Origin of the sequence: Streptomyces sp. NPDC058371 (assembly GCF_042723265.1) — a bacterium.
In the GTDB taxonomy this organism is placed as follows: domain Bacteria; phylum Actinomycetota; class Actinomycetes; order Streptomycetales; family Streptomycetaceae; genus Streptomyces.
This window is the reverse complement of sequence record NZ_JBHXJC010000010.1, coordinates 177,477-189,965: the sequence shown is the minus strand read 5'-3', so window position 1 is coordinate 189,965 and position 12,489 is coordinate 177,477. Positions and strand designations below refer to the sequence as shown.

General features: G+C 69.2%; 14 protein-coding genes. 10 read left to right on the top strand and 4 right to left on the bottom strand.

The window, feature by feature from the left end:
- The first annotated feature begins 44 nt into the window (after positions 1-44).
- Positions 45-767, top strand: a complete 723-nt coding sequence (locus ACFWM2_RS27075) for an RDD family protein (protein ID WP_383285078.1) — start codon at positions 45-47, stop codon at positions 765-767.
- A 138-nt stretch (positions 768-905) separates the two neighbouring features.
- Here ACFWM2_RS27075 and ACFWM2_RS27070 read toward each other — a convergent pair whose 3' ends face one another.
- Entirely contained in the window at positions 906-1,211 is a 306-nt protein-coding gene (locus ACFWM2_RS27070; protein WP_383285075.1) for a hypothetical protein, read from the bottom strand.
- A 476-nt stretch (positions 1,212-1,687) separates the two neighbouring features.
- Here ACFWM2_RS27070 and ACFWM2_RS27065 point away from each other — a divergent pair, with 476 nt between their 5' ends.
- A complete protein-coding gene (locus ACFWM2_RS27065) occupies positions 1,688-4,033 on the top strand; it encodes an immune inhibitor A domain-containing protein (protein WP_383285072.1) in 2,346 nt (781 codons plus the stop codon).
- A 121-nt stretch (positions 4,034-4,154) separates the two neighbouring features.
- Positions 4,155-4,502: a hypothetical protein gene (locus ACFWM2_RS27060; protein ID WP_383285069.1), complete on the top strand. Its 348-nt coding sequence runs from the start codon at positions 4,155-4,157 to the stop codon at positions 4,500-4,502.
- Between the two features lie 64 nt (positions 4,503-4,566).
- On the opposite strand, the gene ACFWM2_RS27055 is transcribed toward ACFWM2_RS27060, so the two are convergent.
- Both ACFWM2_RS27055 and ACFWM2_RS27050 read right to left on the bottom strand, forming a co-directional pair.
- Positions 4,567-5,151 carry an isochorismatase family protein gene (locus ACFWM2_RS27055; protein ID WP_383285066.1) on the bottom strand — a complete coding sequence of 195 codons (585 nt, stop codon included), beginning with the start codon at positions 5,149-5,151 and terminating at the stop codon, positions 4,567-4,569.
- Positions 5,152-5,370: 219 nt separating this feature from the next.
- On the bottom strand, positions 5,371-6,699 hold the full coding sequence (locus tag ACFWM2_RS27050) for a nicotinate phosphoribosyltransferase (protein WP_383285063.1): 1,329 nt from the start codon (positions 6,697-6,699) through the stop codon (positions 5,371-5,373).
- A 79-nt stretch (positions 6,700-6,778) separates the two neighbouring features.
- Between ACFWM2_RS27050 and clpS the strand changes: the two genes are divergently transcribed.
- The 7 genes from clpS to ACFWM2_RS27015 all read left to right on the top strand — a co-directional run bounded on the left by clpS (position 6,779) and on the right by ACFWM2_RS27015 (position 11,611).
- The gene (gene clpS / locus ACFWM2_RS27045) at positions 6,779-7,096 is read left to right on the top strand and encodes an ATP-dependent Clp protease adapter ClpS (RefSeq protein ID WP_383285061.1); all 318 of its coding nucleotides are present in this window, start codon (positions 6,779-6,781) and stop codon (positions 7,094-7,096) included.
- Positions 7,097-7,170: 74 nt separating this feature from the next.
- Positions 7,171-7,776 carry a DUF2017 domain-containing protein gene (locus ACFWM2_RS27040; RefSeq protein ID WP_383285058.1) on the top strand — a complete coding sequence of 202 codons (606 nt, stop codon included), beginning with the start codon at positions 7,171-7,173 and terminating at the stop codon, positions 7,774-7,776.
- 329 nt (positions 7,777-8,105) lie between these two features.
- Positions 8,106-9,542, top strand: a complete 1,437-nt coding sequence (locus ACFWM2_RS27035) for an amino acid permease (protein ID WP_383285054.1) — start codon at positions 8,106-8,108, stop codon at positions 9,540-9,542.
- A gap of 82 nt (positions 9,543-9,624) precedes the next feature.
- Positions 9,625-10,047 carry a Mov34/MPN/PAD-1 family protein gene (locus tag ACFWM2_RS27030; protein ID WP_383285051.1) on the top strand — a complete coding sequence of 141 codons (423 nt, stop codon included), beginning with the start codon at positions 9,625-9,627 and terminating at the stop codon, positions 10,045-10,047.
- 79 nt (positions 10,048-10,126) lie between these two features.
- On the top strand, positions 10,127-10,228 hold the full coding sequence (locus tag ACFWM2_RS27025; protein ID WP_383285048.1) for a putative leader peptide: 102 nt from the start codon (positions 10,127-10,129) through the stop codon (positions 10,226-10,228).
- Positions 10,229-10,367: 139 nt separating this feature from the next.
- A complete protein-coding gene (locus tag ACFWM2_RS27020) occupies positions 10,368-10,655 on the top strand; it encodes a MoaD/ThiS family protein (protein ID WP_383285045.1) in 288 nt (95 codons plus the stop codon).
- A 5-nt stretch (positions 10,656-10,660) separates the two neighbouring features.
- Entirely contained in the window at positions 10,661-11,611 is a 951-nt protein-coding gene (locus tag ACFWM2_RS27015; protein WP_383285042.1) for a PLP-dependent cysteine synthase family protein, read from the top strand.
- 254 nt (positions 11,612-11,865) lie between these two features.
- Here the strand turns inward: ACFWM2_RS27015 and ACFWM2_RS27010 are convergent, their stop codons facing one another.
- A complete protein-coding gene (locus ACFWM2_RS27010; RefSeq protein WP_383285039.1) occupies positions 11,866-12,312 on the bottom strand; it encodes a type II toxin-antitoxin system PemK/MazF family toxin in 447 nt (148 codons plus the stop codon).
- Between the last annotated feature and the right edge of the window lie 177 nt (positions 12,313-12,489).

The following is a 12,489-nucleotide window of genomic DNA, read 5'->3' as shown; positions in this document are numbered from 1 at the left end:
CCGTGCCGGATGCGGAGCCGGGGTGTTCGCGGTCGACTCGGCCCATGAGCACCGAACCGCCGCCCCCCGGCTCCGGTCAGTCCCCGGACGACGACCCGTTCAAGAAGCAGCCCCCGCCCGCCGAGGGCGGCGGCTCTCCGTACGACGCCCCGCCGCCGTTCGGCGACCAGCCCGGCGGCCGGCCTCCCGGCGGTGACCCGTACGGGAGCGGTGGTGGCCCGTACGGAGGCGGCGGTGACCCCTACGGCGGGGGAGGCGACCCGTACGGCGGTGGTGGTCCCGGTGGCGGTCCCTACGGCGGCAACGACCCTCTCGCCGGCATGGCCCCGCTCGCCGACAGCGGCAAGCGGGTGCTCGCGCGAATCATCGACATGATCATCGTCGGAGTCGTCGTCTGGCTGCTGACCTGGGGTTTCGGGTTCGGCCAGTACACCGTGGACTCGGACAAGCTGGAGTTCGGCAAGTCCTTCGGACAGGAACTCCTCGCCGCGGTCCTCTACATCGCGTACGACACCTTCATGACCAGCAGGACGGGCCAGACGCTGGGCAAGAAGCTGTTCCATCTGCGCGTGGCCAACCTCGACAACGGCGCGACGCCCTCCGTGCAGACCTCGCTGGTGCGGGCGTGTGTGCTGTGGATCCCGTTCGCCTTCTGCTGCGCCTGCATCTGGACCGCGATCGCGGGCGGCTGGAGCTTCTTCGACAAGCCCTACAAGCAGGGCCTTCACGACAAGCCGGCCAAAACAGTGGTCGTCAGCACCGGTTGAGCACGGCGACGGTCAGCGCCCCTTGAGCCGGCGCTGACCAGCACCCCTTGAGGCAGCGCTGACCAGCACTCCTTGAGGCAGGACGTCCGCACCGGCCCTACGGCGAGCCGGTGCGACACAGGCCGGCGGATCCGTGCTTCACGGGCCCGCCGGTTGGCGTACGTGCTCGGCGGAACCGACGGAGGCCGTCGCCCGCTGCACCGGCACCCGCTCCGTCACCACGGGCTCCGTCAACACGGGCTCCGCCACGGCGGGCGGCGCGGTCTTCGGCAGTGGAACGGTCATGGCCACGAGCAGCCCGAGGACGAGCGCGCAGAGCGCGATCACCGCGATGGCCAGGCCCGAACTCGTCTGTGACAGCAGCAGCATGGCGAGTGTGGAGAAGATCACGGTGCAGGAGCCGTAGACGAGCTGTGCGGCGGTCGGACGAGGCGTTGCGGTCATCAGACGTGGCCTGGCAGTCGGACGAGGCATGGCAATCGTGTCCTCGGGTGGGTCTCCCCCCGGGTGCCTCTCGCGACGGGGGAGGTGCGGATGAAGAAAGGGGGGTGAGACAACGGTGTCGACTTGGCATTCCGTCGACATTCCGACGCTCCGCCAATCGACTCTATTCCGCTGCATGCCCGACCGGAACGAGTAGTAAGCGTGACCTTACCCACGGTGCCGGTGCACAGGGGGCGCACGGAGTCATGCAGTCCACCAACTGGACAGGGTGGCGCGCCCGTTGCGGACCGTTGGACCGTCCGTATAGCGAACGATCGCTTCGCATAGTGCACTTGGCCTGTTCAAGTCAAGATCTGTCTTTTCTTTCATAACTCCGGTCGAATGTCGTCACTTGAATCGCGTATACGGCGCGCGGACCCCCGAATACCAGGACTCCCTCCTCTTCCGCGTGCACGGGCGCGGGGGAGGAACATCAAGTGACCAGCAGACCCTGGACGTTCAGAGCAGCCGCGGTGGGCGTCGCCCTCGCGGCGGCAACCGCCACGTTCTCGACGTTCGCCGTGGCCCAGGCCGATGACGCATCGTCGTCGGCGAGCGTGGACCGCCACGATCCGCAGCCGGCCAGGAGCAGCGTCGAACACGACCTCGACGGCCCGCTGAGCAAGACGCAGGACGCACAGCGCCAGGAGGCCCTGAACCGGGTCATATCCGGCGACGCCAAGGTCAAGGACCGCAACGGCTCCCAGGTCGTACAGCTCAACAAGAGCAAGTACGTGGAGCTCGGCCGCGAGAAGACCGACCAGATCTTCACGATCCTGGTCGAGTTCGGTGACCAGGTCGACAGCAAGTACGGCGGCGCCGCCGGCCCGCAGCACAACAAGATCGCGGCGCCGGACCGCAAGAAGGACAACAGCACGGCCTGGCAGGCGGACTACAACCAGAAGCACTTCCAGGACCTCTACTTCGGCACCGGCAAGAAGACCGAGTCGCTGAAGAAGTACTACGAGAAGCAGTCCTCGGGCCGCTACTCGGTGGACGGCGAGGTCACGGACTGGGTCAAGGTCCCCTACAACGAGGCCCGCTACGGCTCCAACGCCTGCGGTCAGACCAACTGCTCCAGCGTCTGGAGCGTGGTGAGCGACGGCGTCACCGCCTGGGCCGCCCAGCAGAAGGCGGCCGGCAAGTCCGACGCCGGCATCAAGGCGGACCTCGCCCAGTACGACCAGTGGGACCGCTACGACTTCGACGGCGACGGCAACTTCAACGAGCCCGACGGCTACATCGACCACTTCCAGATCGTGCACGCCGGTGAGGACGAGTCCGCGGGCGGCGGCGCCCAGGGCGAGGACGCGATCTGGGCCCACCGCTGGTACGCGTTCGGCACCGACGCGGGCGCCACGGGCCCCACGGGCAACAAGCTGGGCGGCACGCAGATCGGCGACACGGGCATCTGGGTCGGCGACTACACCATCCAGCCGGAGAACGGCGGACTCGGCGTCTTCGCCCACGAGTACGGCCACGACCTGGGCCTGCCGGACGAGTACGACACCTCCGGCGGCGGCGAGAACGGCACCGGCTTCTGGACGCTGATGTCGGCCGGCTCCTGGCTCGGCACCGGCAAGGAGGCCATCGGTGACCTCCCCGGCGACATGAACGCCTGGGACAAGCTGCAGCTGGGCTGGCTCAACTACGACAAGGCGAAGGCCGCGAAGAAGTCGCAGCACAAGCTGGGCGTGGCCGAGTACAACACCAAGAACAAGCAGGCGCTGGTGGTTTCGCTGCCCGACAAGGCGGTCACCACCGAGGTCGTCGCCCCGGCTCAGGGCGCCACCCAGTGGTGGAGCGGCAGCGGCAACAGCCTCAAGAACACGCTGACGCGTTCGGTCGACCTCGCCGGCAAGTCGAAGGCCACCCTCACCCTCGACGGCTGGTGGGACACCGAGGACGGCTTCGACTACCTCTACACCGAGGCCTCCACCGACGGCGGCGCCAACTGGACCGCCCTGGACGGCACGGCCGACGGCACCGCCCTCCCGCGCGACGCCAGCAACCAGCCCGCCCTGAGCGGCAGTTCGGGCACGTACAAGAAGCTGTCCTTCCCGCTCGACGCCTACGCGGGCAAGAAGGTCGACGTGCGCTTCCGCTACTCCACCGACAGTGGTGTGGCGGGGCAGGGCTTCGCGGCCGACGAGATCTCCGTGACGGCCGACGGCTCGCCGCTGTTCTCCGACAACGCGGAGAGCGCGGACGCCGCGTGGACCGCCACCGGCTTCTCCCGTATCGGCGCCTCCTTCACCAAGGACTACGCGCAGTACTACATCGCGGAGAACCGCCAGTACGTGTCGTACGACAAGACCCTCAAGGTCGGCCCGTACAACTTCGGCTTCTCGACGACGCGTCCGGACTGGGTCGAGCACTACCCGTACCAGAACGGTCTGTTGATCTGGAAGTGGGACACCTCGCAGACGGACGACAACACCAGCGCCCACCCCGGCGCGGGTCTGATCCTGCCGGTCGACGCGCACTCCAAGGCGTTGAAGTGGGCCGACGGCACGCTGCTGCGCAACAAGATGCAGACCTTCGACTCCACCTTCAGCACCTACGCGACCGACGCGTTCACGCTCCACAACGCGGACGTCAAGCTGAAGGTCAAGTCCAAGAAGGGCGTCTCGGTCTTCGACGACCGCAAGGGCTCGTACTACGACCCGGCGAACCCGTTCGGCAGTGTCAAGGTCACTGACACCAACACCAAGATCAAGATCGTGAAGGAGCCGAAGGATGGCTCGACGATCACGGTCCAGGTGGGCCGCTCGACGAAGTAGCTGACGTTTTCGCAGGTCAGAACGTAATCGGCCGCGACCCCCTGGCGGGTCGCGGCCGATCGTGTTTAGGTGCCTCCTGTGGTTCTCTTATTGACACCGGTTCTCACGGGGGTGTGACTGCATGGCCGCAGGAGGTTTCTGCAAGCTGCCCAACGGCAGCGTGGTGGTGGCGCTGAATCTGCCCAGCCCGTCGGGCCCGGGCGGCGGCAGCGTGCGCTTCCTGGTGCTCGCCCAGAATCGTGCCCGGGCCCTGACCAGGCTGCGCAATCTGGGGATGCGGGCGGTCTACCTGCGCGGCAACGCGGAGCCACCGACCCCGGACGAGATCACCGCGGTCCTGCACCATCCCGACGGCCTGATATGGCGCACGGCTCCTGACAACGGTGTCCGCGGCCCGGAACTGGCCCAGGAGCTCTGGCACCCGATCCGGGCCCTGCTCAGGCGCCCGGCGGCACCCCAGGGCCTCTGAGGGCGCCCACGCCCTGCTTCCGGAGGCGGCCAGTCGGTGCGGCGGCGCGAGGGTGGCGGGCGGCTCAGACGACCGGCTTGCCGGACAGGTCCACGCCCGCCTCCCGCAGCTCCTCCAGGGCCCGGTCCGTGGTCTCCTCGCCGACCCCGGCGGTCAGGTCGAGCAGCACCTGCGTACGGAAGCCCGCCCGCACGGCGTCCAGTGCGGTGGCCCGTACGCAGTGATCGGTCGCGATGCCCACGATGTCGACCTCGTCGATCTGGCGGGCCTTCAGCCAGTCCCCGAGCGGGACGCCGTTCTCGTCGGCGCCCTCGAAGCCGCTGTACGCGGCAGCGTAGGCACCCTTGTCGAAGACGGCGTCGATGGCGCCGGAGGCGACGGCCGGGGCGAAGTTCGGGTGGAAGCCCACGCCCTCGGTGCCGGCCACGCAGTGCGCGGGCCAGGAGTGGACGTAGTCGGGGTTGTCGGCGAAGTGACCGCCGGGGGCGATGTGGAGGTCACGGGTGGCGACGACATGGCGGTAGCCGGCGGGCGCCTGGCCGATCAGCTCGGTGATCGCGGCGGCCACGTCGGCACCCCCGGCCACCGCGAGGCTGCCACCCTCGCAGAAGTCGTTCTGCACATCTACGACGATCAAGGCGCGGCGCATGGTCGGTGTCCTTCGGCTCGGCAGGAGGTCGGTGAGGTGCGGCCCGGCCGTTGAAACACCGAGCCTAGAGACTTCAAGTGCCCTCCGGGAGGGGGCAGGCGGCTTCCGCGCGATGCTCGGGCACGCTGCCGTTGCATTCCCGCTCACCGGTCGTTCATGCGTGCCGCCGCGGCCGGGACGCCCGGGGCGCCGGCCGGACGGCGCCCCAGGGATCCCGCGTCAGACGTACTGCGTCGGGATGACCGGCTCCCCGCGGGAGAGCTGCGTCGCCGACAGCGGGAGGTTCGCGCGGGCCGCCGTGTGCCGCTCACGAACCGCGTCCAGCGGCTCCCGGGCGACGACCTGACCGCCCTTGACCAGCTCGACCAGCAGCTGGCGGTCGGCGAGCTCGGCCGGCACCGGGCCCGTGCCGATCACCTCGGCCTCGGCGACCCCCTGCTCGTCCAGCTGCCGCGCGGCCCACTTGCGGCCGCCGATGGACGTCTTGCCGCCGGACGACTTCTTGGCCACCGGCTCCAGCGGAGCCTTCGGGTCCGCCGACGCGGCGCGGGCGACCAGCTTGTAGACCATCGAGCACGTCGGGTGGCCGGATCCCGTCACCAGCTGGGTGCCGACGCCGTACGCGTCCACCGGCGACGCCGCCAGCGAGGCGATGGCGTACTCGTCCAGGTCGGAGGTGACGATGATCTTCGTGCCGGTCGCGCCCAGCTCGTCCAGCTGCTGGCGCACCCGGTGCGCGACCAGCAGCAGGTCACCGGAGTCGATGCGCACGGCGCCGAGCTCGGGTCCCGCGACCTCGACCGCCGTACGGACGGCCTCGGCCACGTCGTACGTGTCCACCAGCAGCGTCGTGCCCCGGCCGAGCGAGCTCACCTGGGCCTGGAAGGCGTCCCGCTCCCGGTCGTGCAGCAGCGTGAAGGCGTGGGCGCTGGTGCCGACGGTGGGAATGCCGTACCGGAAACCCGCGGCCAGGTCGGAGGTGGTCGTGAAGCCGCCGACGTACGCGGCCCGCGCGGCGGCCACCGCGGCCAGCTCGTGGGTGCGCCGGGCGCCCATCTCGATCAGCGGCCGCTCGCGCGCCGCGGAGGACATCCGGGACGCGGCCGCCGCGATCGCCGAGTCGTGGTTGAGGATCGACAGGATCACGGTCTCCAGGAGCACGCACTCCGCGAAGGACCCCTCGACCCGCAGGATCGGCGAGCCCGGGAAGTACACCTCGCCCTCGGGATAGCCCCAGATGTCCCCGGTGAACCGGTACGTGGCCAGCCACTCCAGGGTCGCCTCGTCCACGATCCCGTTCTCGCGCAGAAAGCCGAGCACTCCCGCGTCGAAGCGGAAGTTCTCGACGGCGTCGAGGACCCGCCCGGTCCCGGCCACGACCCCGTAGCGCCGGCCCTCGGGCAGCCGCCGGGTGAAGACCTCGAAGACCGAGCGCCGCTCGGCGGTTCCGCCCGCCAGGGCGGCCTGCAACATCGTCAGCTCGTACTGGTCCGTGAAGAGCGCCGTCGAGGGAACGTCCACCGGCAGCCCAAGGTCCGCTGTGTTCATGGCAAGGGATCGTACTCCCATCTCGTCACTCTGACGATTTGTGGGTCCGTTTATGCGGGGGCCCCTCTCTGGTGGCAGCATGGGGCGTGTGACGGCTCCCGCACCCCTAGAGATCGAAAAGACCGAGTCGGCGGAGGAGGTGTTCGCCGTACCCGAGCCGGACGTCCCCTGGGTGACGATCGTCCACAACGACCCGGTCAACCTCATGAGCTACGTGACGTATGTCTTCCAGACGTACTTCGGCTACTCCAAGGACAAGGCCAACAAGCTCATGCTCGACGTCCACCACAAGGGCCGGGCCGTGGTCTCCAGCGGGACGCGCGAGGAGATGGAGCGCGACGTGCAGGCCATGCACGGCTACGGTCTGTGGGCCACCCTTCAGCAGGACCGGAAGTAACCGAACCGGCAGCACGGCAGGACCGGACAGAGGCCGACCGCAGCGTGCAGTACTGGAAGTAGCGACCCAACCTGATGCCAGGACACTTCGAACCGCTCCCCGGCGGCGGCGCGGCCGTCGCGCTCGACGAGGTCGAGATCTCCATCATCCGCTCCCTCGCCGTCCAGCTCCTGGAGCTCATCGGTCCCGGACCGGGCGAGAACACCGCGGAGGACCCGCTCGCCGAGCTGTTCGCCGAGGGGCCCAGCGAACCGCCCTCCGACCCCGTACTGCACCGCCTCTTCCCGGACGCCTACAGCGGACCCGACGTCGAGGCGAACTCGCGCGAGCAGGCCGACGAGCAGCGCGCCCACTCCGCCGAGTTCCGCCGCTTCACCGAGAACGACCTGCGCGCTGGCAAGCGCGACAACGCCCTCGCGGTGATCCGCTCGCTGGACGCGCTGACGCCCGGGGGTGACGGCGGCGCGGTCCTCAAGCTCTCCGCCGAGCAGTCCGAGCAGTGGCTGCGCTCCCTCAACGACCTGCGCCTGGCGATCGGCTCGCGGCTCGACCTCGTCGACGAGCAGGACACCGACCTCCTCTACCGCCTCCCGGACGAGGACCCCCGCAAGCCGATGGTGATGGCGTACCTCTGGCTGGGCGGCCTCCAGGAGACCCTGGTCGAAACTCTTATGCCCTGATCTATCAGGACAAATACCCTCTGGCGTTCGCTCAACGGACGCTCAAATCCGGATAACGATCCCGTCACCACAGCCGCGTCCTATGGGGCGCGGCTCGTCTTTTGTCCGGTTCTTCCTGTGGTGTGTGCCACGAACTCCTGCGCCGATGACTGTTGCGGGCGTGATAAATCTTCACGACCGCCCGACGGGACACCACCCATGTCCTGCCGGGTGCGCCACCGAGCCGGCGGATCGCCGGCCAGGCACAGCTCCATCACATCCGGGGGGATCGGGACCCGATCCGAGGCCACGCAGACGGCTCGGAACGGCATGGAGAAAGGCGCACCAACATGACCTCATCGCAGGTCGACAAGCAGTACGACGGCAGTGAGGCCGTGCAGGCCGCGGCGACGGACGACGGCGAGGGATATCAGCGCGGGCTGGGCGCCCGGCAGATCCAGATGATCGCCATCGGCGGTGCCATCGGCACCGGCCTCTTCCTCGGCGCGGGCAAGGGCATCTCGAAGGCCGGACCCAGTCTGATCCTGGCCTACGCCATCGCGGGCGTGGTCATCTTCTTCATCATGCGGGCGCTCGGCGAGCTCCTCATGTACCGCCCCGTGTCCGGCTCCTTCTCGGAGTACGCACGCGAGTTCATCGGCCCCTTCGCGGGCTTCGTGACCGGCTGGACCTACTGGCTGTTCTGGGTGGTCACCGGCATCACCGAGGTCACCGCCGCCGCCACCTACATGACGTACTGGTGGGACATCCCGCAATGGGTCTCGGCCCTGGTCTTCACGGTCATCCTGTACGCCGTGAACCTCATCTCCGTGAAGCTCTTCGGTGAGCTGGAGTTCTGGTTCTCCATGGTCAAGGTCACCGCCATCGTCGGCATGATCCTGATCTGCGCCGGCATCCTCACCCTCGGCTTCTCCGACGCGGGCGACACCGCCTCGGTCAGCCACCTGTGGAGCGACGGCGGCTTCTTCCCGCACGGCGTCGGCAACACCCTGATGACCCTGCAGATGGTCATGTTCGCCTTCCTCGCCGTCGAACTGGTCGGCGTGACGGCCGGTGAGTCCAAGGACCCGAAGACGGTCCTGCCGAAGGCCATCAACACCGTCCCGTGGCGCATCGCCGTCTTCTACGTCGGCGCCCTGATCATGATCCTCTCGGTCGTGCCGTGGACGAACTTCCGGCCCGGTGTCAGCCCCTTCGTGGAAGCCTTCGAGAAGATGGGCCTCGCCGCCGGCGCCGGCATCGTCAACTTCGTGGTGCTCACCGCCGCCCTGTCCTCCTGCAACTCCGGCATGTACTCCACCGGCCGCATGCTGCGCGACCTCGCGCTCAACGGCCAGGGCCCGAAGTTCTTCACCAAGCTCACCCGGAGCGGCACCCCGCTCGTCGGCACCACGGTCTCGGCCGCGCTGATGATGGTCGGCGTCTGGATCAACTACCAGTGGCCCGGCGACGCCTTCAACTACGTCGTCTCCTTCGCCACCATCTCCGGCATGTGGGCCTGGATCGTCATCCTCGTCTGCCAGATCCGCTACCGCCTCAAGGCCGACCGCGGCGAACTGCCCCAGTCCACCTTCAGGGCCCCCGGCGGCATCTGGGCCAGCATCCTCTCGCTCGCCTTCATCGGCATGGTGATCGTGATGATGGGCATCGACAAGGACGCCCGCATCTCGCTCTACTGCGCGCCCCTGTGGGCCCTCGTCCTGGGCGTCTCCTACCTGGTGCTCAGGAGCCGCAACCCGCAGGGTTCCGCGTTCGTCAAGCGCTGAGACCCGCCCGCTCCGTCCGGCATACGGGCCGCCGCGTACCACCCCTCGGTACGCGGCGGCCCTTCTGCTTATCCTGACCGACATGCTGACCATCACCCAGGCCCTCGTCGACCAGATCGTCGCGCACGCGCGCCAGGACCACCCCGACGAGGCGTGCGGCGTCGTCGCCGGCCCGGTGGGCTCGGGCCGCCCCGAGCGCTTCATCCCGATGCTCAACGCCGCCCGCTCACCCACGTTCTACGAGTTCGACTCGGGCGACCTGCTCAAGCTCTACCGCGAGATGGACGACCGGGACGAGGAACCGGTCGTCATCTACCACTCGCACACGGCGACGGAGGCCTACCCCTCCCGCACCGACATCTCGTACGCCAACGAGCCCGGCGCCCACTACGTGCTGGTCTCCACCGCCGACGCGGACGACGCGGGCCCCTTCCAGTTCCGCTCGTACCGGATTGTCGAGGGCGAGGTGACGGAGGAGGAGGTCAGGGTCGTGGGAGACCACTGATCCCGCATTCCGGTCAGAATTCGTCCACTATCCGAGATCACACTCCGGGACCCGGACCGGGAATCGATACGATGAGCCCATGGTTTCCCACGACGTGAGCGAGAAGACGCCGGGCATGCTGCTCGTGGCGCGGCTGCACGTCGACCTGTGCAGGCTCAGCAGCGCCCTCTGTCCGCGCTGACCCCTGCCGCCGTACGGCCGTGGAGCCGACGGAGGCACCCGCCGCTCGAAGCGCGGGGAGTCCCACCATGTACCGCTCCGCACCCCGCACCGCCGCGCGTCCACCGAACCGACTTTCCTCCCGACAGGAGCCCGCAACCATGGCCATCGAGGTCCGCATCCCCACCATCCTCCGCACATACACCGACGGCCAGAAGGCCGTCGAGGGCGGCGGGGAGACCATCGCCGAGCTCTTCGCCGACCTCGAAACCCGTCACGCGGGCATCCAGGCACGCATCGTCGACGAGGCAGCCGGCGGCGGGCTGCGCCGCTTCGTCAACGTGTACCTCAATGACGAGGACGTCCGCTTCCTCGACGGCATCAACACCAAGCTGGCCGACGGCGACAACGTCACGATCCTGCCGGCCGTGGCCGGCGGCATGGCCTGATCGGGATGCGGTACGACTCTCCGCTGGCCGCGGTGGGCAACACCCCTCTGGTGCGCCTGCCGCGGCTCTCGCCGTCCGAGGACGTGCGCATCTGGGCCAAGCTCGAGGACCGCAACCCGACCGGCTCGGTCAAGGACCGTCCCGCACTGCACATGGTCGAACAGGCGGAGAAGGACGGCCGGTTGACGCCCGGCTGCACCATCCTGGAACCGACCTCCGGCAACACCGGCATCTCCCTCGCCATGGCCGCGAAGCTCAAGGGCTACCGCATGGTGTGCGTGATGCCTGAGAACACCTCGCAGGAGCGCCGGGAACTCCTCGCGATGTGGGGCGCGGAGATCATCCCGTCACCCGCGGCGGGCGGCTCCAACACCGCCGTACGCGTCGCCAAGGAGCTGGCGGCCGAGCACCCGGACTGGGTGATGCTCTACCAGTACGGCAACCCCGACAACGCGGGCGCCCACTACGCGACCACCGGGCCCGAGATCCTCGCCGACCTGCCCTCCGTCACCCACTTCGTCGCCGGGCTCGGCACCACCGGCACCCTCATGGGCGTCGGCCGCTTCCTGCGCGAGCAGAAGCCCGGCATCAAGATTGTCGCCGCCGAGCCGCGCTACGACGATCTCGTGTACGGCCTGCGCAACCTCGATGAGGGGTTCGTCCCCGAGCTCTACGACGCGTCCGTCCTCACCACCCGCTTCTCCGTCGGCTCCGCCGACGCCGTGACCCGTACCCGTGAGCTGCTCCAGCAGGAGGGCATCTTCGCCGGTGTCTCCACCGGGGCCGCGCTGCACGCCGCGATCGGCGTCGGCGCCAAGGCCGTCAAGGCCGGCGTGTCCGCCGACATCGTCTTCGTCGTCGCCGACGGCGGGTGGAAGTACCTGTCGACGGGCGTCTACACCGCGGCCACCACGGAAGAGGCCATCGAGACGCTGCAGGGGCAGCTCTGGGCTTAGCGCCCGGCCCACCGGCCCCTCAGTGGAGGGCGCGTCCTGTCCCTGCCCGGGTTTCTTCGCCCCCGCCGCCCCTGTCCGTCCCGTACCCGGGGCTCCGCCCCGGACCCCGCTCCTCATACGCCGGAGGGGCTGGATTCAGCCCGTCCGGTGCTTGAGGACGAGCGCGCAAGCGCGATACGGGGGTCTGGGGGCGGAGCCCCCAGGTACGGCGCGGCAGAGGACCGGCTGCGGGGCCGTGGGCCCCGGGAAGAGCGTCAAGCCAGGTGGCGGAGCTGGTCCCAGAGGGCCGGGTCGACCACGCCGACCCGCCGCCGGAACTCCCGTACGGGAACCTGCCGCAGCTCATCCGTCTCAAGGAAGCTGGGCCTCCCGTGGGCATCGCCCACGGCCCCCGGCGGCAGCGGAATCACCCCGGCACGCTCGTCGTGATACTTGGTGGTGATCTTCGCGACCTTGGCCCGCCCACCCCGCACGGACAGCACCAGACAGGGCCGGTCCTTGGCCCCCGGCCCGTCCTCGAACGGAACGTTCGCCCACCAGATCTCCGCCGGCCGAGGCCCCGCCGCCCGCCCCCGCGGGCGGCCCGGCGGCCGCGTACGCCCCGCGGGCCCACGCCCACCACGGCCCCAGCCGTCGATCAGCGTCGCGACCAGCGCGAGCAGTACGACCGCCGCCAGCGCGAGCCACCAGGACGTGTCCATACCGTAGAAGGTACCGGCGCGCACCCCGGGCCGCTCCCCTGAACGCCTTCCTCCACACAAGGCCCACCCGCCCCATCTGCATCAGGTCCATCCGAACCGGTGACAGCACGGGTGAGTTCGCCCACAACGGCCCCTGGCGGAGGAGCGACCGGCCCTTTTGCGCCTTACGCTCGATGG

Bases quoted from the DNA above. Each gene is read 5' to 3' on its own strand.
- ACFWM2_RS27055 (WP_383285066.1), bottom strand. From the start codon at position 5,151: ATGCGCCGCGCCTTGATCGTCGTAGATGTGCAGAACGACTTCTGCGAG.
- ACFWM2_RS27035 (WP_383285054.1), top strand. From the start codon at position 8,106: ATGACCTCATCGCAGGTCGACAAGCAGTACGACGGCAGTGAGGCCGTG.
- ACFWM2_RS27060 (WP_383285069.1), top strand. From the start codon at position 4,155: ATGGCCGCAGGAGGTTTCTGCAAGCTGCCCAACGGCAGCGTGGTGGTG.
- ACFWM2_RS27050 (WP_383285063.1), bottom strand. From the start codon at position 6,699: ATGAACACAGCGGACCTTGGGCTGCCGGTGGACGTTCCCTCGACGGCG.
- ACFWM2_RS27075 (WP_383285078.1), top strand. From the start codon at position 45: ATGAGCACCGAACCGCCGCCCCCCGGCTCCGGTCAGTCCCCGGACGAC.
- ACFWM2_RS27020 (WP_383285045.1), top strand. From the start codon at position 10,368: ATGGCCATCGAGGTCCGCATCCCCACCATCCTCCGCACATACACCGAC.
- ACFWM2_RS27025 (WP_383285048.1), top strand. From the start codon at position 10,127: ATGGTTTCCCACGACGTGAGCGAGAAGACGCCGGGCATGCTGCTCGTG.
- clpS (WP_383285061.1), top strand. From the start codon at position 6,779: ATGGGGCGTGTGACGGCTCCCGCACCCCTAGAGATCGAAAAGACCGAG.
- ACFWM2_RS27010 (WP_383285039.1), bottom strand. From the start codon at position 12,312: ATGGACACGTCCTGGTGGCTCGCGCTGGCGGCGGTCGTACTGCTCGCG.
- ACFWM2_RS27040 (WP_383285058.1), top strand. From the start codon at position 7,171: ATGCCAGGACACTTCGAACCGCTCCCCGGCGGCGGCGCGGCCGTCGCG.
- ACFWM2_RS27070 (WP_383285075.1), bottom strand. From the start codon at position 1,211: ATGACCGCAACGCCTCGTCCGACCGCCGCACAGCTCGTCTACGGCTCC.
- ACFWM2_RS27015 (WP_383285042.1), top strand. From the start codon at position 10,661: ATGCGGTACGACTCTCCGCTGGCCGCGGTGGGCAACACCCCTCTGGTG.
- ACFWM2_RS27030 (WP_383285051.1), top strand. From the start codon at position 9,625: ATGCTGACCATCACCCAGGCCCTCGTCGACCAGATCGTCGCGCACGCG.